General features: G+C 42.9%; 21 protein-coding genes. 13 read left to right on the top strand and 8 right to left on the bottom strand.

Annotated features, from left to right (window positions below):
• Positions 1-236: 236 nt before the first annotated feature.
• Both BVI01S_RS20130 and BVI01S_RS20125 read left to right on the top strand, forming a co-directional pair.
• The gene (locus BVI01S_RS20130) at positions 237-1,850 is read left to right on the top strand and encodes a long-chain fatty acid--CoA ligase (protein WP_061811355.1); all 1,614 of its coding nucleotides are present in this window, start codon (positions 237-239) and stop codon (positions 1,848-1,850) included.
• Between the two features lie 101 nt (positions 1,851-1,951).
• Positions 1,952-2,746, top strand: a complete 795-nt coding sequence (locus tag BVI01S_RS20125) for an enoyl-CoA hydratase (protein WP_061811354.1) — start codon at positions 1,952-1,954, stop codon at positions 2,744-2,746.
• A 95-nt stretch (positions 2,747-2,841) separates the two neighbouring features.
• Here the strand turns inward: BVI01S_RS20125 and BVI01S_RS20120 are convergent, their stop codons facing one another.
• Positions 2,842-3,027, bottom strand: a complete 186-nt coding sequence (locus BVI01S_RS20120) for a YhzD family protein (RefSeq protein WP_034763288.1) — start codon at positions 3,025-3,027, stop codon at positions 2,842-2,844.
• Between the two features lie 196 nt (positions 3,028-3,223).
• On the opposite strand from BVI01S_RS20120, the gene BVI01S_RS20115 reads away from it, so the two are divergent.
• The 6 genes from BVI01S_RS20115 (at position 3,224) to BVI01S_RS20090 (ending at position 10,966) form a co-directional block, all read left to right on the top strand.
• On the top strand, positions 3,224-4,123 hold the full coding sequence (locus BVI01S_RS20115; protein ID WP_061811353.1) for an ABC transporter ATP-binding protein: 900 nt from the start codon (positions 3,224-3,226) through the stop codon (positions 4,121-4,123).
• Positions 4,116-5,366: an ABC transporter permease gene (locus BVI01S_RS20110; RefSeq protein ID WP_061811352.1), complete on the top strand. Its 1,251-nt coding sequence runs from the start codon at positions 4,116-4,118 to the stop codon at positions 5,364-5,366. The genes BVI01S_RS20115 and BVI01S_RS20110 overlap by 8 nt, the downstream gene beginning before the upstream one ends.
• Before the next feature lie 142 nt (positions 5,367-5,508).
• Positions 5,509-6,720: a metallophosphoesterase family protein gene (locus BVI01S_RS20105; RefSeq protein WP_061811351.1), complete on the top strand. Its 1,212-nt coding sequence runs from the start codon at positions 5,509-5,511 to the stop codon at positions 6,718-6,720.
• A 5-nt stretch (positions 6,721-6,725) separates the two neighbouring features.
• Positions 6,726-9,677 (top strand): ATP-binding protein, encoded by a 2,952-nt coding sequence (locus BVI01S_RS20100; protein WP_244886961.1) that lies wholly within the window; start codon positions 6,726-6,728, stop codon positions 9,675-9,677.
• A gap of 53 nt (positions 9,678-9,730) precedes the next feature.
• Positions 9,731-10,672, top strand: a complete 942-nt coding sequence (gene yhaM / locus BVI01S_RS20095) for a 3'-5' exoribonuclease YhaM (protein ID WP_034763296.1) — start codon at positions 9,731-9,733, stop codon at positions 10,670-10,672.
• A 114-nt stretch (positions 10,673-10,786) separates the two neighbouring features.
• Entirely contained in the window at positions 10,787-10,966 is a 180-nt protein-coding gene (locus BVI01S_RS20090) for a sporulation YhaL family protein (protein WP_034763298.1), read from the top strand.
• A 52-nt stretch (positions 10,967-11,018) separates the two neighbouring features.
• Here BVI01S_RS20090 and BVI01S_RS20085 read toward each other — a convergent pair whose 3' ends face one another.
• Positions 11,019-11,972 carry a peptidylprolyl isomerase gene (locus BVI01S_RS20085; RefSeq protein ID WP_061811349.1) on the bottom strand — a complete coding sequence of 318 codons (954 nt, stop codon included), beginning with the start codon at positions 11,970-11,972 and terminating at the stop codon, positions 11,019-11,021.
• Positions 11,973-12,158: 186 nt separating this feature from the next.
• Between BVI01S_RS20085 and BVI01S_RS22320 the strand changes: the two genes are divergently transcribed.
• From BVI01S_RS22320 to BVI01S_RS22315, 3 genes are all read left to right on the top strand, one after another.
• Positions 12,159-12,245, top strand: coding sequence for a YjcZ family sporulation protein (locus BVI01S_RS22320; RefSeq protein WP_044337791.1), 87 nt, complete (start codon positions 12,159-12,161; stop codon positions 12,243-12,245).
• Between the two features lie 85 nt (positions 12,246-12,330).
• Positions 12,331-12,414 carry a YjcZ family sporulation protein gene (locus BVI01S_RS20080; protein WP_060670486.1) on the top strand — a complete coding sequence of 28 codons (84 nt, stop codon included), beginning with the start codon at positions 12,331-12,333 and terminating at the stop codon, positions 12,412-12,414.
• Between the two features lie 127 nt (positions 12,415-12,541).
• Positions 12,542-12,637, top strand: a complete 96-nt coding sequence (locus tag BVI01S_RS22315) for a YjcZ family sporulation protein (protein WP_079534381.1) — start codon at positions 12,542-12,544, stop codon at positions 12,635-12,637.
• Positions 12,638-12,696: 59 nt separating this feature from the next.
• On the opposite strand, the gene BVI01S_RS23005 is transcribed toward BVI01S_RS22315, so the two are convergent.
• Both BVI01S_RS23005 and BVI01S_RS20070 read right to left on the bottom strand, forming a co-directional pair.
• Entirely contained in the window at positions 12,697-12,876 is a 180-nt protein-coding gene (locus BVI01S_RS23005; protein WP_034763303.1) for a hypothetical protein, read from the bottom strand.
• 219 nt (positions 12,877-13,095) lie between these two features.
• On the bottom strand, positions 13,096-13,632 hold the full coding sequence (locus tag BVI01S_RS20070; RefSeq protein WP_034763304.1) for a DUF3267 domain-containing protein: 537 nt from the start codon (positions 13,630-13,632) through the stop codon (positions 13,096-13,098).
• A gap of 182 nt (positions 13,633-13,814) precedes the next feature.
• On the opposite strand from BVI01S_RS20070, the gene BVI01S_RS20065 reads away from it, so the two are divergent.
• Positions 13,815-14,144, top strand: a complete 330-nt coding sequence (locus BVI01S_RS20065; protein WP_061811348.1) for a DUF1878 family protein — start codon at positions 13,815-13,817, stop codon at positions 14,142-14,144.
• A 1-nt stretch (position 14,145) separates the two neighbouring features.
• Here BVI01S_RS20065 and BVI01S_RS20060 read toward each other — a convergent pair whose 3' ends face one another.
• Together BVI01S_RS20060 and BVI01S_RS20055 are read right to left on the bottom strand one after the other, a co-directional pair.
• Entirely contained in the window at positions 14,146-14,721 is a 576-nt protein-coding gene (locus BVI01S_RS20060) for an HTH-type transcriptional regulator Hpr (protein WP_034763913.1), read from the bottom strand.
• A 373-nt stretch (positions 14,722-15,094) separates the two neighbouring features.
• Positions 15,095-15,466, bottom strand: a complete 372-nt coding sequence (locus BVI01S_RS20055; RefSeq protein ID WP_034763307.1) for a YtxH domain-containing protein — start codon at positions 15,464-15,466, stop codon at positions 15,095-15,097.
• 165 nt (positions 15,467-15,631) lie between these two features.
• On the opposite strand from BVI01S_RS20055, the gene yhzF reads away from it, so the two are divergent.
• On the top strand, positions 15,632-15,826 hold the full coding sequence (gene yhzF, locus BVI01S_RS20050) for a membrane protein YhzF (RefSeq protein WP_034763309.1): 195 nt from the start codon (positions 15,632-15,634) through the stop codon (positions 15,824-15,826).
• Between the two features lie 61 nt (positions 15,827-15,887).
• Here yhzF and BVI01S_RS20045 read toward each other — a convergent pair whose 3' ends face one another.
• Together BVI01S_RS20045 and BVI01S_RS20040 are read right to left on the bottom strand one after the other, a co-directional pair.
• Positions 15,888-16,424 (bottom strand): tryptophan transporter, encoded by a 537-nt coding sequence (locus BVI01S_RS20045; protein WP_061811347.1) that lies wholly within the window; start codon positions 16,422-16,424, stop codon positions 15,888-15,890.
• Positions 16,425-16,596: 172 nt separating this feature from the next.
• Entirely contained in the window at positions 16,597-17,019 is a 423-nt protein-coding gene (locus BVI01S_RS20040) for an HIT family protein (protein WP_034763312.1), read from the bottom strand.
• Between the last annotated feature and the right edge of the window lie 698 nt (positions 17,020-17,717).

The raw sequence follows: 17,717 nt of genomic DNA, 5'->3' as shown, positions 1-17,717 counted from the left end.
CCCATCACCATCTATCGCCCTCACTCATAGACAGAGCTTTGGCAGTCCCTTATTTAAGAAAACATCAATCTTTGTCTAAAGAACTTTTTATTATGGCTTCCGTTTCCTTGCTCATTACAGGAATATTTCATCCCGGCTTAAAGGAGATATCATCATGAAAGGAGAATTAGTAAGATAGACATAGAAAATCAGACATTTTTTGTAAACGCTTACTATTTTGAGGGGAGAGATCGAATATGATGCAAACACCTCTGCTATTGACACAAATGATTGAACGAGCCGAAAAGTATTTTCCCAAGAAAGAAATCGTATCCCGGACAGAGTCGGGTATCAACCGCTTCACATACAAACAGTGGGGTGAGAGAACGCGGAGGCTGGCAAGCTCCCTGTCGAAACTCGGTGTTGAAGAAGGAGACAAAGTCGGTACACTCGCTTGGAATCATCATCGTCATCTGGAAGCGTACTTTGCGATTCCTTGCAGCGGAGCCGTATTACATACAATCAATATCCGCTTATCGCCACAACATATCGTTTACATCATCAATCATGCCAAGGATCAAGTATTGCTCATCGACCCGGACATCGTCCCGCTCATTGAAAAGGTGAAGGACCAGATCCCTACGGTTAAAGCCTTCATCGTCATGACCGACGGAGAGTTACCCGAGACGACCCTCGAGCCTGTGTATCATTATGAAAGTTTGTTGGAAGAGGGGGATCCATCGTTTCAATTCCGCAACGACATTGATGAAAATGCCCCTGCTGGAATGTGTTACACGTCGGCCACGACCGGAAATCCCAAAGGAGTCATCTATTCCCATCGGGGCATCGTGCTCCATGCAATGGCACTCGGGCTGGCTGATACAACAGGCGTAAGTGAAAGGGACGTTGCCCTGCCGGTGGTGCCGATGTTCCATGTGAACGCCTGGGGACTCCCATTTGCGTCGGTTTGGTTCGGTAGTAAGCAGGTTCTGCCGGGACCATATTTCACGCCTGGACTGCTTGCCGGGCTCATGCAGGATGAAAAAGTCACCATTTCCGCAGGGGTACCGACGATTTGGCTTGGATTACTCAATGAATTGGAGAAAAATGAGTATGATCTCTCAAGTCTTCGTTCCGTTCTGTGTGGGGGATCGGCAGCTCCTAAAGGGATGATCCGGTCATTTGAGGAGAAGTTCGGCATCCCGTTCATGCATGCTTATGGCATGACTGAAACCAGCCCACTCGCTGTGATTGCAGCATCGAAAAGCTATCATGACGATCTCTCTGCCGAAGAGAAGCTCGACTTGAAAGCGAAGCAGGGGATCCTCGTACCTGGATTAGATATGAAGATCGTCGGAAAAGACGGGGAAGTGGCATGGGATGGTACTGAAATGGGTGAGCTTGCCTTAAGGGGTCCCTGGATCGCTTCTGAGTATTATGAAGATGAACGTACCGAGGATGCCTTCAGGGATGGCTGGCTGTATACGGGGGATGTCGTCACCATTGATGAAGAGGGTTATATCAAGATCGTTGACCGCACGAAGGATCTGATCAAATCCGGTGGGGAATGGATTTCTTCCGTCGATCTTGAAAATGCCCTCATGGCCCATGAGCATATCTTTGAAGCTGCTGTGGTGGCAGTGCCCCATGAGGAGTGGCAGGAACGTCCGATTGCCTGTGTCGTTTTAAAGGAACCCGGGAAGAACAGTGTGACCAAAGAAGAAATCATGGAATTCCTGAAGCCTCAGTTTGCGAAATGGTGGCTGCCGGATGAGATACTGTTCCTGGATGAAATCCCGAAAACCTCTGTTGGAAAATTCTTAAAGAGGGCTCTAAGGGACCAGGTTCAGGACCAGATGAAACAAATCTAATTGAGACGGGAGATCGGCACTATGTCGATCTCTGTTTTGAATTATTATACTTTTCTAAATAATCATTCTGCGCTATGCTAATAGAAAGGGGAGGGATTTTTTTGACAGTGTCAAATCAATACGAAACAGTAAAACTACATAAAGATGGGAAAGTGGCGAGGGTTCATTTGAACCGGCCGCAGTCCCTGAACGCATTGGATGCCCGGCTTATGGAAGAATTGCTGGCTGCTTTGAAGGAAGTGAAAAGTGATCCAACGATTTCATTATTGATCCTGACAGGGGAGGGGAAGGGATTTTCCTCCGGGGGAGATATTAAGTCCATGCTTTCATTAAGTGGGGAGGAGCAGTTTTCACAGATCATGGATACGATCAGTGAACTGGTGATGACCTTATATTCCATGCCGAAAGTGGTCCTGACAGGCATTCACGGGGCTGCGGCGGGGCTTGGGTTGAGCCTGGCTCTGGCTTCTGATTATATCCTTTGTGAAGAAGATAGTAAGCTCGCCATGAACTTTATCGGCATCGCTTTGATCCCGGATGGAGGAAGTCATTTCCTTCTGCAGGAACGCCTGGGGGCGCACAAGGCAAAACGGTTGATCTGGAATGGGAAAGTATTTGAAGGACAGGAAGCCCTAATGAAAGGGCTCGTCGATGAAGCCATACCTTCAGGGAAATTGGAGGAAGGCATCGCACGCTATACCAAACAGGTATTAAGTGCGCCGACGAAAGCAATGCTGAAAACGAAAGAAGTATATGTGGAGTTGAACAAAGAAAGATTGCAGCAGGCACTTGATCTTGAGAAGGATGGTCAGTGGCTCATGCGCCAGACCTCCGATCACCAGGAAGGCATCCGCGCATTCGTGGAGAAGAGAAGACCTGAATTCAAGGGTGAATAATGGAAAACGGGAATCAGTCTTAAAGGCTGGTTCTTTTTTGTCGTTGCATAAAAAATGCATTACAGCCATTGAAGTCTGTAATGCAAGAGGTCATTCTACACATGAAACAGCAAGAGTTTCCCAAGTGGGGACGTACAGCGATGCGTATGTTCAGCATAGCCTTTTTCCTCAAGCATGGTTTCTCCCATTTTCTTCGCTTCGCTGTCAGAGGAAGCTTCGAATGATTCATCCAGGATTTTTTTGCCGTCTTTCTCGAATACCGTCAGTTTATATACTTTCATTATGTAATACCCCTTTGTACTTGAAATGATGTTCTTCTTTATTTTTTCATACTATCATTTTTTTGTGAAGTCTAAATAGTTTGATAACGAAAAAAAGATTGGAAAATGAAACCTTTTATGGATAGAATCGTAGAGTACTAGAGAGATAAGTGAATGCCGGATTTTTATTAAAGGGCAACAGGAGGGGAAACAAAAGATGAGTTTGAAATTACAACAGGTGACCAAAAGGTTTGGGGATTTCACGGCGGTAGATGAGCTGTCACTTGAAATTCCCCCAAGTGAAATGTTCGGGTTCCTTGGGGCGAATGGAGCCGGAAAGACGACGACCTTCCGAATGGTGTTGGGATTGTTGGATGCAACAGAAGGCAGGATCACGTGGGACGGCAAGGGGATTGATTATTCCACCAGTCCGGAAATCGGATATCTCCCGGAAGAAAGGGGACTTTATCCGAAAATGAAGGTGAGTGATCAAATCGTCTATTTGGCACGCCTCCGGGGAATGGAAAAGAAGACGATCCTGAAAGAGTTGGATTATTGGCTGGAGCGATTCAACGTTCCTCAATATCTCAATAAAAAAGTGGAGGAACTCTCCAAAGGGAATCAGCAAAAAATTCAATTTATCGCATCGGTCATTCATAAACCGAAACTATTGATCCTTGATGAACCATTCAGCGGTCTTGATCCCGTGAATGTGGAGCTGTTGAAGGACGCCGTCAGGGAAATCAAGAAGAATGGAACGACCATCGTGTTTTCAAGTCATCGGATGGAGCATGTGGAGGAGCTCTGTGAAAGCTTGTGTATCATGCATAAAGGGCGTCCCGTGGTACATGGCGGACTGAAGGAAATCAAACGTTCCTTTGGAAAGAAGAATGTCGTGATACATGCGGATTTCGACCTTACCTACCTTAAGGACATGCAGGGAGTGACAAAGCTTAAAGAAACGACGGAAGGAGTCCTGCTCCAGGTGGAACCCGAGGCCGCTGCCCAAGGAGTATTTCATGATGTCGTCCAAAAGGGCTTCCTGCGAAAATTCGAGCTTGAGGAACCTTCACTGAACGATATATTTATAGAAAAGGTGGGAACTTCTTATGAATAATTTCTTCTTGATCCTCGGTCATTCCTATATGTCAAAATTGAAAGCCAAGTCTTTTATCATATCCACGATCATCATTGCCGCTGCCCTTGTCCTGCTGGCCAATTTCGACAGCGTCATCTCGAGTTTCACGGATGATGAAGGGAGCAAGGTAGCGGTTCAGGATCAAACGGGCAAACTATATGAGCCCCTCCTAGAGCAGCTGGAGACAATGAATAGTGAGATTCAATTAAAGCCTGCCTCGGAGTCAACAAAGGAAATCGAGAAAAAAATAGAGTCGGAAGAATATAAAGGTTTACTGGTCTTAAGTGAAAGCAGTGATGGACTGCCACAGGCCCTGTATAAATCAAACTCGTTATCGGAGTCTGCCGTGGCCGGAGAATTGCAGGCAGCCCTGCAAAATGTGAAATCCTCCCTTGCTGCGGGTAAGTTGGATCTGTCCGGCGAGGAGCTGGCCTTATTAAGTGCCCCGGTTGATTTCGAGAAGGAGGCACTCCTTGAAGGGGCCAAGTCTGAAGAAGAACTGAGTCAGGCAAGGGGAATTGTCTACGTCTTATTATTCTTTATCTATTTCTCTGTGATTGCCTATGCCAATATGACGGCGATGGAGGTCGCCACAGAGAAAAGCTCCAGGGTCATGGAAATCCTCATATCAAGTGTGTCACCGGTCAAACAAATGTTTGCCAAAATCATTGGAATCGGTCTCGTTGGTTTGACTCAATTAGCGGTTATCCTTGGTGTAGGTTATTTTACACTGATCCGCAAGAAGGATGAACTGGTAGGGGGATTCTTTGAAGGGTTCGGATTTGAATCCCTATCACTCAGTGTCATCATTTATGCGATCATCTTCTTTCTGCTTGGATATTTCCTGTATGCAACCCTTGCAGCCCTGCTTGGATCCCTTGTGAGTAGGATTGAAGATGTCCAGCAGATGATCATGCCGATGACCTTTCTCATCATGATCGGATTCTTCATCTCCATGTTTGGCCTTGGTAGTCCTGAATCGGGCTTTGTAACCGTAACTTCATACATTCCCTTCTTCACTCCGATGGTCATGTTCCTTCGTGTCGGGATGCTGAACCTGCCGGTGTATGAGCCGGTCATCGGGATACTCGTGCTGATTGTTTCCATCGCATTGCTGGGGGTATTCGGTGCACGTGTCTATCGTGGAGGGGTGCTGCTATACGGTAAGTCCAATTCATATAAAGATATAAAGAAAGCAATCGATTTAACATCAAAGAAATAAGTGGAAGGCTGTCACCTTTAAAGTGGCAGCTTTTTTATATGAAACGGATAAAATGTGAATACATACTGAAATCTTCCCCGGTTTTGGGATATAATGAATGAATAGCAGAACGTATATTCGTAGTGTTGAAGGAGGGGACTTCATGGAGAACATACGGTTTTTTCATGTAGCAGACTTACATTTGGACAGTCCATTTACAGGGCTGAAGCATTTACCGACAGAATTATTTGAACGAATACATAATAGTACCTTTGCTTCATTCGAAAAAGTGGTGAAAGAAGCGATTGCAAGAGAAGTAGACTTTATGATTCTCAGTGGGGATTTATTTGATGAAGATGACCGAAGCATCCGTGCCCAGGCTAAACTAGTGAAACAATTTCAAATCCTACATTCACATGATATCCCTGTATACGTCGTCCACGGAAATCATGATCATCTCGGCAGCCGTAGATTAGAACTGGATATGCCGGATAATATACATATTTTTCACGAGGAAACCGAAGTGAAACAGCTTACCACCAGGAATGGTACCCTTGTTGATATCGTGGGGTTCAGCTATGGAACAAGGCATATCCGGGAAAGAAGGATCGGGGAATATCCTAAAGGAGGCGCAGGGCGTTATACGATCGGGATCCTGCATGGAAGTGAAGGGAGCATGAATTCATCTCATGAAACGTATGCCCCTTTTACGCTAAATGAATTATTGGAGAAGAATTATCATTACTGGGCACTCGGGCATATTCATCAACGCCGGATACTGCATGAAGAGCCTTATATCGTCTATTCCGGGAATATCCAGGGCAGGCACCGAAAGGAGACCGGTGCAAAAGGATGCTATGAAGTCTTACTTGATGAGTATCAGACAGAGCTGTCGTTCATTCCCACCCATGATTTGCTGTGGGAAACATGCGATGTATCCCTGCATGGTATAGGGAGGTTTGGTGAGGTGTTTCAGCGCATCCAACAGGCAGTGGAAACCATACATGAAGACAGCTTGATTGAAATCGTCCTAACGGATGAAGATTCGCTCCCAGAAGATATGATGAGAAAGATTGACAATGGCGATCTCCTGGAGGCGCTGCAATCGGATATAGAAAGCCATGGGGAATTGAAATGGATTCACTCCATACGCCGGTCTCCCGCCAGCACAGCGATAAAGGAACGGGATCCCTTTCTTCAGGATATGCTTTCAACCCTTGAAAGCCTGGAAGGGGAAGAGTGGAAGGAAGTCTTGGCAGAGCTGTATGAACATCCGTCGATCTACCGATTTCTTGCACCGTTGGAGGACGAAGGGAAGAACGATTTAATAGAAGAAACAAAGCACTTACTGAAAAGTGGGGGTGAAAGAAATTGAAGCTGATGGAACTTCATATATACGGATATGGAAAGCTTGACAACAAGCATTATACACTTAGCGACCTTCAATTATTCTATGGAGAAAATGAAGCGGGTAAATCCACGATCATGTCATTCATTCATAGCATCCTATTCGGTTTTCCGACGAAACAGCAATCTTTGTTGAGATACATTCCAAAATCATCGACCGAGTATGGTGGGAAAATCCTTTGTCACGTGGAAGATCAGGGAATGGTGAGCATTGAGCGGGTCAAAGGGAAGGCAGCGGGAGACGTAACCGTCCAATTTGAAGATGGGAGAGTGGAAGGAGAAGAAACCCTCCAACAATTGTTGGGCAAAATGGACCGGTCCACCTACCAAAACATCTACTCATTCAACCTGGAAGGCCTTCAGAACATCCAGCGACTAAAAAAAGAGGAACTTAACCGATATTTATTCACAGTGGGATCTACAGGGACGGACCTTCTTTTGAAGCTTTCCCAGGACTGGCAGAAAGAAAGGGAACAGCTGTTTAAGAAATCAGGTAGGAAACCGAAGATCAATGTAGTGCTTTCTCAACTAAAGGACCTTGAAAAACGAGTGAAGGAAGGGAAAGAGAAGAATGATCAGTACCTGCCGCTCATAGCGAGACGCAGATCCCTGGAGGCGGAAATATCGGACTTGGAGAAGAAAAAGGAGCTTCTCTCTGATAAGAGAGAACATCTTATTTCCGTAAATGAAAATTGGGATACCCTTGTCCAATTCAATGATGTGGAAAAGCGCCTCTCCCAGCTGAAAGACCTCGAATTCCCTCCAGACGGATTAGAGCGAATGAACGAGTTGAAGATCGAAGAAAGACAAACATCAGCCTATCTTGAGACCCTGAAAAGCAAACAAAAGAATCTACAGGAAAAGTTGGAATCGAACGATCTGGACCTTTCATTAAGAGAAGATATTCCGTTTATGGAGGAACTATTGTCCCGTCAATCCCCTTACTTGAAGTGGAAAGAAGAGAGCGGGGAGCGAAGCAGAGAATTAAGAATGATCCAAAGTAAAATCAGTGACACCATCCGGGAATTAGGGCTGCAGATTGAAATGGAAAATATCCCGTCATTAAATACAAGCCTGATGATGTCTGAAAACATCCAGCAGGCTTTGGATCATCAGACCAAACTCCTTCACGAACGGGAAAGCCTGGATCGGCTTAAAGAAGAGGAAATGGAAGAACTTCAAATCATTGAAAGAAAATGCGAAAACTTAGAACAACGATTAATGGAAGAGGATGAATATCAAGAGTTACAACGAAAGGTCAAGGCTCTAACCGGCAAGAATTCTACGAGGGAGCAGATGGAATGGATGAATCTGCAAGTAAAGGAGGCAGAGGAAAACTATAGCCGAAAAAAAGCTTCCTATTCGAATCAGATGCTGTTCAGTGGTGGAGCATTGCTGATTGCAATGGGATTCGGTTTATGGGGAATGTTTTCCGGCAATTGGGTCATGGCAGGTATGAGCTTGCTTGTTCTGATGGCTATCGGTGGAACCATCTTTCAATCGAGGAAGAATGTAAGGACAGAAAACGACACCCTTGAAAAGCTCAAGGAGCGAGCCAAAGACATTCAACCGGAGAAAACCGGGACCCTGGATACAGCAGAACAAAGCCTTTTGGAACAAATGGAATTTCGCAACGAATGGAAGCAGCGGGTCTTGTCGTTAGAAGAACAGGAGCTGAAGGTACAGAAGCTTCATGAGAAAAAGGAAGAGCTTGAGAAAGCGATCATCAGGGGAGAAGAAAGGATGGAAAGCCTGAAAGGGGAATTATCCTTACCTTCCGATTTTCATTGGAAGTGGCTGCGTGATGCATTTGCCAAGATGAAAGAAATCGTCTATTCATATGAAACATATAGCCATTTATCCGCTGAAGAGGCTTATTCAGAAAAGAAGGTGAAAGAATTCACTGAAGAATGCCGGGGTTGGTTTCAACGCCATGCACTCCTGTTCACGACAGTGGACGAAGCGCTGCTTCAGTTAAAAGGGATGCTGCAGGATCTGGAGAAACGGCGGCTGGTAGTCGAAAATATTGTTGCAGAGTTAGAACCTTTATCTATGGATATCGAAAAACATTCCATAGAAATTGAAAAAATCCGACATGAAATACAAGAGCTTATCCTTGTAGCTGGTTGCTCCGAGGAAATGGAATTCAGGGAGAAGGCTATGAAGGTTCAGGAACGAAGCAAACTTTGGTCTCAATACAAGGGTATGAAAACGAGATTGACCCAAAAAACCCTTGATACGTTCCTTGAGTTTAATTCGTTGGAAGAAAGCAGAAGGGAATCGACCCGGGTCTTGCAATCCATCGAAGAGTTATCAAAAGAGCTGTCCGCTCTGCAAAAAGAACTCGCCTCCCTTTCGTATGAAATTAAAACGTTAGAAGAAGGCAAGAGCCATTCCGCCATCCTTCAAGAATTCCAAAGCAAAAAAGCCGAGCTGGGGGAGCTTGCCTTTGAATGGTCTACGTATACATTGGCAGGGGTTTCGTTAAGAAAAACAATGGAGCTATATCAAAAAACCAAAATGCCGAAAGTCATAGAGCTTGCAGAAGAAAACTTCAGGGAACTGACGGAAGGGCATTATCAGCGCATTTTCTTACTGGATGATGAAATGATCAAAGTGGAGAGGATGGATGGGACCATCTTTGATGCAATCGAACTCAGTCAAGGGACGAAAGAGCAGCTATTTATTTCAATCCGCTTTGCCCTCATTCAATCGATCGGTGATAAATATCCATTGCCTGTTTTGATTGATGATGGGGTAGTTAACTTTGACCTGACCAGAACAAAGGCATTTCTTTCGCTCTTAAGGAAAGTGGCAAGGGACCATCAAGTGTTATTTTTTACCTGTCACCCCCATATCAAACAATCGTTCACGGATGAAGAGATGATTGTGTTAAAGAGGAAGGAATCGATCCAGACTTCCTGAGTACAAAAATATGATATACTGAAACTACTTTTATAGTGAACGGAGGAGAACAGATGTCAGGTATTACACATTTCAGCGTAGGTGAGACGATTGACTTGCCATTATTAATCAAGCAAATGACAAAGGGTACCACAAATACAGGAAAGCCGTTTCTCACGCTGATCCTGCAGGATAAGAGCGGAGATATGGAAGCGAAGCTCTGGGATGCTTCTGAGCAGGATGAGAAGGCCTACCAGCCTGAAACGATCGTTAGGGTCGTCGGGGACATACACAGTTACCGCGGGAAGAATCAGCTGAAGATCAAGCAGATCAGACCCGCTTCCCCGGCGGATGGCTATGCCATTTCAGATTTCCTGGAAACGGCGCCGGTGAGCATAGATGAGATGACGAGCAAGATTACACAGTATATCTTTGAAATGAGAAACCCGAATATCCAGCGCATCACAAGGCATCTGATCAAGAAATATCAAAAGCCTTTCCTTGAATATCCGGCAGCTACGAAGAATCATCACGAATTCGTATCCGGCCTTGCCTATCATGTGGTCTCGATGCTGGATCTTTCGAAAGCCATTGCCGGACTGTATCCTTCCCTGGATTCGGACCTTCTCTATGCAGGGGTGATCCTTCACGATTTAGGGAAAGTCATCGAGCTGTCGGGTCCTACCTCGACAACGTACACGATTGAAGGGAATTTGATCGGGCACATTTCAATCATGGTGAATGAAATCGGGAAAGCAGCGGATGAACTGGGAATCGAAGGCGAAGAGGTCATGATTCTTCAACATCTCGTGTTGAGTCATCACGGGAAAGCCGAGTGGGGAAGCCCTAAGCCGCCACTCATCCGGGAAGCAGAGATCCTTCACTACATCGATAATGTCGACGCAAAGATGAATATGCTTGATCGGGCCCTACAGCGGGTGAAGCCGGGTGAGTATACGGAGAGAGTATTCGCACTCGACAACCGTTCATTCTATAAACCAACCTTTCATAAATAAAAAAAAGAATCCGGTCCATGGACCGGATTCTTTTTTTATCATGCTGTCATGTTTTCTTCCCCTCCCACATATAGTGTAAATAAAAGAGGACAAACCTATAAGGAGATGAAGCAAATGACCCTGCCTATTTGGATGTACCTTGTTGTAGCTGGAATTTTCGGGAGTGCCTTTATGACGATCAAATCGGCGAAGGAAGAAAAGACGCTGGAAGATGAATGGATTGAGAAAGAAGGAGAAGTGTATATTCATCGAATGGAAGAGGAAAAAGAGAAGAAGCGTCAACTGACGTCTTGATCAAATGATAAAAAAGGACTGATGGCTTAAGGTAGCCGTCAGTCCTTTTTGGTTATTCCTTTTTTTCCGTTGCCGGAGCTTCGCCTTCAGGTGCTGGTGTTTCTCCACCCTCAGGAGCTGCAGGAGGATTCAGTACTTGATCGAATGATTTTTTCAGATCTTTATCTTTGATGTTCAGATCAGCTTTTTCGATTTCAGCTTTCATCGCTTCCTGGATTTTCTGAGGATCCACTTTGGAAAGCTTTAATTCTTTTTCGATTTCCTTTTTCATTTCGTCAAAGGATTTCTTTTCTTTTTTATCAGTCACTTCGATGATGTGATAACCATATTCTGTTTTGATAGGTTCACTTACTTTGCCTTTTTCAAGGGTATCCAGTGCCTTTGAGAATTCAGGGACAAAGTTTTGACGACCAGCGTAGTCTACCCATCCTAAGCTTCCGCCGTTTTCAGCAGAACCGGGATCTGTGGAGTACTCCTTGGCAAGATCTTCGAATTTCGCTCCATCAGCCAATTTTTGCTTCACTTCTTTGGCTGTTTTTTCATCTTCTACAAGGATGTGGCGGACTTTAATTTCAGGCTTCCATTTCTCGTAGTAGTCTTTGACTTCTTTATCTGTTACTTTCACATCGGAAATCGCAGCTTTTTCTTGAAGCAATTGTAGCTTCAGATATTGTTTGAACGACTTTTCGTCCAAATTATATTGTTGTAAGAACATATCGAATTGAGGTCCCAACTGATCTTTCGCTTCATTCAGCTTTTGATCAACTTCCTTTTTTGACACGTCATACTTGTCTTCAAGGACTTTCGTATATACCAGTTCCTGAAGGGCCTGTTCCATTTGTGGAGTGAATTTTTGCTTCATTGATTTGTAAAGTTCATCTTTTGTTACATCTCCGGCTTTTGTTGTTGCAACAACGTCACTGTTTCCTTCAGCTCCGTCACCGCTGCACCCTGCAAGTACTACGACTCCCGCAGCCAGTGATACTGAAATGATCCATTTTTTCATGGTGACCAACTCCTACAATAAATTCGTTTGATGGCTTGTCAAAATCTACAAAACATACTATAACACACTTCTTCCATTTAAAAAAATATTTTCCAAACTAATCTTCAGAAAAATGGGCATTTTACACACCCATTTCCTAGGTACTTTCATATGATAAGAGCGAAGAGAGAAAAGGAGGTAATAAATATGAGCTGTGGATACAATTCCGGATTCGCGTTAATCGTAGTGCTGTTCATCTTATTAATCATCGTTGGTGCCGCATATATTTGCTAAAAAATTAAATTTATGACATTAGCCTAAAACAAAAGGCAGCTAACTTGAATAAGATAAAGTAGCGCTTCAAAGGAGGTGGAAAGTTATGGGTCACGCATACGGCGGAGGTTTCGCGTTAATCGTAGTACTGTTCATCCTGTTAATCATTGTAGGTGCAGCATGGCTATAATTTAGCCTCAGGGTTTAGGTTCACCGGATAAAGACTGTAAGAGGGGGCAATACCTTAAGAAAGGCTGGCCCCTTTTGCTTCATATTCATATGTTTATGCTTTTCATACATGAAAGGAGGAAGCGCATATGTCAGGTGCTTGCGGCGGGTACGGCGGAGGTTTCGCGTTAATCGTAGTTTTATTCATTTTGTTAATCATCATTGGTGCAGCATACGTTTGCTAATTAAATAGATAAAAAAGCAGATCCGGTTTTCCGGATCTGCTTTTTTTACACTTCATGTTCTATGTAAATAGTATCTCTATGTAAGAAGAAACCAGCAGTATGGTGATAAGGATATTGATGGTCCTAAATACCTTAGGTTGGCGTTCTTCAGGTATTTCTTTTTGTAAACATAATGCGTTGGTCATTTTATTTATATAAAATAAGATGAAGACAGCAAATACTAAAAACATGGAGATCATCCAAACCCCTCCCCGTTATCTCCTATAGACTATACATTACCAAATTATTTCCCTAATTGGTAGCAAGAGTGTTGCCTTAATTCATGTAAATGAAGCTTTTTTCGTATATATGCCCTTCCGGTATGAAGAATGGGTGAACGAAAGCAGTGAATCATCCCGAAAATATGAGAAGGATGATTTCTTCCATCGAGTGTATGCTTCAATGGCCATCCATCATCCTTACTGATAAATCAATATTTCGTATCCATCTTCATTTTCTTCGATCAATGCATTCTTTGGTGAGTCCATCAACTGTTTCGCGTAAATGAAATCAATGGCACAGATCCCTGAATGAAATGCAAGGAGCATGGTAAAGTAATGCGAATAATGTGGGAAATGGAAGCACCCGTATAATAAAATACTGTTTAGTACAAAGAATGGGGCCACAAGGGCGACCAAATAACGGTATTTTGAGATCGGCTGATCCACCCGCAATGAAAGTATCGGCAAAAAATACATTTTTCTGTTGCATTTGCATTTTATTTTTCTCACGAAAGGCAAGATGGGCACGATGTGAAAAAATTTATGCAACGGATAGATACTGATCAGTCCCACGAAGAATCCCAGGAAATGCTTGTCGTAAAAAGCACTCGGAAATAGTAAGTTGATTGGTACGTATATTAATGAGAATACCATCATCATGATGATGGATGAAAGTAAAAAGACTCGGTAGAATCCAAATTGTTTTTCAAGATTGATTGTTTTCCAGCAATGCATAAAAAAATCGCCTCCATTAGACGAATTGTGGTTAATTAAGTGCTTTACATACTTTATTACGATTACCGGAAAAAATCAATACATTTTAGAGGATTTTTCTTATTTTTTGAAGGGAATTTGAGGCGACAGGTATGTGATAGTTCTGTACAATAAGAGTATGAGATAAATAGTGGGTGATAAAGATGCACGAACTAATGAAGCGAATAGAAAAACTTGAATACCATCAGAGGCTGATGGCTGAAATGATGCCTGAAAACGGATATCCCTTTTATCGTCTGATCATTCGTAGTGGATTGTCAGAGAGGGAAGTGAAGGAGTTTTTTCAAACTTGTGATAGATTGAGCATGAAACTTGAAAAACAAAAAGCGGAAGGATTCGTATACAATACTCCGCTTTTTAAAGAATTTGAAGATGAGCTTCATGCAAAGCTGAAGGTGCATGAAGTCGTGGATAGCTGCCTTATCCAGAATATTTATCCAGCTTTGATGAAACAATTACAGAAGAGCTTGTAGATCAGGCCAGTTCTTCCTCATCTTCAAATAGTTCACCGAGCTTTCCATTATCATCAGAAAAATCATTTTCAATATTGTGAAATGATTTTTCAAATATTTCCATAAAATCATTCCCATAAATATTACGTACGACGGTCATCATTTCGATCATTTCGGGGAACTTCCCATATAATTCCCGTAATGGAGATACTCCCTGGAAGATGGAATGACTTTCCGGCTGATAGTTCTTCATTAGATCAAGAAGGATATTCTCCCCTTTGGCCGTCAGTTGAATATACGTATTCCGCTTATCATTCTCCCGTTTGGAAAACTCAAGAAGTTCACGTTCCTCTAATTTCTTCGAAAAGTTAAATGCCGTTGAAACATGCATAACACCGAATTTGGCCACGTCCGAAATGGAAGCACCCTTTAAATGATACGCAATCCAGAGAATATGATGTTCATTGATATTTAAGTCGTATGGCTTGATCCATTGCTGCCAGTCCTTTTCTATGGCCTTCCACAAAGCTTTACTAAGCTGAGCCATCCTTTGACTGAAGAGCATTGCCTCTTTCAAAGTAAATTCTCTTTCCTTCATCTCATTCACCCACTTTGCTAGAAAATCTTTTTTTACTATAAGCTGTTCTTGAAATGGTTGCGTTGTAAGCAGTTCCAAAGGATTCACTACTACAACGATCATCAAAAAGAAAGCGCTTATATTTTATTATGCCAATAAAGTAATAATTAATAAAGGCTAAATTGACAAAATTTTTCGAAGTATATAATTTCTGGTTGGTTTACCGGATTCATAATAGAAATATTAGAGTGTTTGAACCCTGTAATGACGGGACTTTAATAGGGAAACACTATTCTGAAAGAAATCGGGGTGGAAATAATTTTTATTTTTAAATAAAAGAGAATCCCCGCAAGCTCTAACCCATAATTGGGTGAAGGGCATAACGGGGATAGGGTTATGGATTCGTTGTGTTGGCTGAGTTGATCGATTTTTCCAGCTCTTCGATGGTTCGCTGGATGGATTGGATTTCTTCTTGAAGGCGCTGGTTGTTCGGCTCGGTTGAAGCCTGCCACTGCTTGAAGGAAGCTTGAAGATCCTTGGAAAGCTGAAGGACCGTTTCCTTTCCTTCCTGTGACAGGGTGCCGATTGACTCTTTCAATTCACCGATGTGGCCTTTCATTTCCTCGATGACCACTGTCCAATCGTCTTTCTTGTCTTTGATTTGTGCACGGATTTCTTTACCTGATGAAGGGGATGTCAAAAGGGACGCGACTCCTCCGACCACTCCACCGATTAGTAATCCGTAGGCAAGAGATTTTTTATTCATTATGTTCACCTCGTTCTTCTATTTCTATAATACTATATTTCTCCAATCAGTATGTATTCTCCTTTTCCCTTTTAGAACAGATTGAAACAAGACGGTTCATATCTTTCTCTTCAAACGCATAAAAATAAGATAAGAGGTGAGGAAGAGGGGGGAGGTTCTAACAGAATGGACGGAATAATCTTTGGTTTCTTTGCTCTCAGTACAGTGTTGTTTCTAAGTATGGTATATAACTTCATTAGTATTCAAAGACCTGGAATGTATCCTCCTAAAAATATATTAAAAAAACGTGCGACCATATTGGGTTCAGGTGGATTGATCACGTTTCTCATAGGGATACTGCTCTGGTTTGCAGTCAGTTAATAAAAAAGCCCCCCATTTTGTGACGGATCACAAGGCATGGAGGGTGTTTTTATTATTTCGTTTAGGAGAGCTGTTCTGTTGTGACAGCTTCTCGAATGGTTGAACGTTTTAAGATACCGTTGATGATCGGATACACAACGAACATCGCGCCGGCGTTCACAAGTGTTGCCGGAAGGACGACTGCTGCGAATAGAGCGAAGAAAGCTCCAGGCAGTCCTACGATCACATATGCAGAAAGCAGGAATACACTTCCTGATACGAGTGTACCAATTGCGGTTAGAACAGAAGCACCTAACAGTGAACGAGTGATTTTCTTTGTTGCCAGGAATAATCCGTAAAAGACGAATGCCGTGACCGGTTTATCGATCAGGTTTGGCAAGAATCCAGCAGGGAATTGTGTTGTCAGTCCTGAAATGACTCCTGTTAATAAACCTAATAGCAAAACGTTTTTCTTGGCCGGAAACAAGATAATCCCTAAGAACATCATGGTCAGCATCATGTCCGGTTTCATCCCTAAGAATATGCCCGGGATTACTGTGTGAAGGACCGCTCCGATCCCTACTAATAATGACAGGGATACAAGTGTTTTTGTATTCATTTCTCATCTCTCCTCAACTAAACTATACTTTGTATTCTGCTTCTCCTAATGTGCACTGTTGCCATCAGCGAAAAGATAGGTACATTATAACATATAGTGAATGGGTGTCAAAGATTTAATTTTCTGAAAAAATACCCGCATCCTTCAATGATAAGGGTGCGGGCTGTCGAATTTATGATAGGTGCTGTGCGATGGAAGCTGCAATCTCTTTCAAATCGTCTTGACTGTAGTCGTCATTGTGGGTTTTCCAAACGGCTCCGAAGCCATCGCCATTTCCATAGCGTGGAATGAAATGCATGTGGAAATGAAAGACGGATTGTCCTGCTTCTTCACCTGCATTGCTTAAAAGGTTCATTCCTACAGGGCTAAACTCAGCCTTGATGCTGTTTGCGATCTTAGGTGCTACAGAGAAGAGGTGACTCGCCATGTCCGGTGTCAGCTCGTAGACGTTTTCTTTATGTACTTTAGGGATAAGAAGCGTATGACCTTTCGTCACCTGACTGATGTCAAGAAAAGCAAGGACATGTTCATCTTCGTATACTTTCATTGCCGGGATTTCCCCATCGATGATTTTACAAAAAATACAGTCACTCATATTCATTTCCACCTTTCAGTAATGGTGTATGTATTTTATCATTAATAGGACAATAAATGAAGAAGAGACAGGAACGATTTTCCTGCCTCTCTTCTTAGAAGGGGTAATACTGTAAAGGTTTATATGTCAGGCTTCATTCTCTTTGATAAACACCTCATTCGTTAGTAGCTTCGAAAAGTGTACCATTCTAGGGTAGAATGAACTTTGTTCAATGCGACCATCCCCTTATCTTTTTGCTATTTAAGCATTTAGACAATAGAAACTGTTAGCCGTCTTGGACAAACACCTCATTTGCTATAAGGATGATATGTGTAAATCGTTAGAAACATGAATGACTTTGTGCAAACTGACCATCCCCTTATCTTGTAGGCTAAAAAAGCTTAGTAAGAAAGTTGATTTAGTCAAAATGTGCTTTAACAAACACCTCATTTATCAAATTTTTGATGAAATGAATTGGGTGAGTGTGTCATTCACTAAAGAAGACGACGAATCCTTCAAGTCGCAAACAATAGTGAAATCGGTTAGCTGGTCTTTAACAACCATCCCCTTTTTCTTATTGCTGGCCCCTTCTGATAATATGTTGTGCAGAAAGCATGATGGTTATGAATACTAAAATATGGAATTATGTTATTCATGGGTATGTCATGAAAATTAGTACCTGGGTAGAAGTGAGTGCTGGTTGATTTCCGCTGCAGGTG

Source organism: Rossellomorea vietnamensis NBRC 101237 (assembly GCF_001591825.1).
In the GTDB taxonomy this organism is placed as follows: domain Bacteria; phylum Bacillota; class Bacilli; order Bacillales; family Bacillaceae_B; genus Rossellomorea; species Rossellomorea vietnamensis.
The sequence above is the reverse complement of the archived record's forward strand: the minus strand, read 5'-3'. Positions and strand labels throughout refer to the sequence as shown.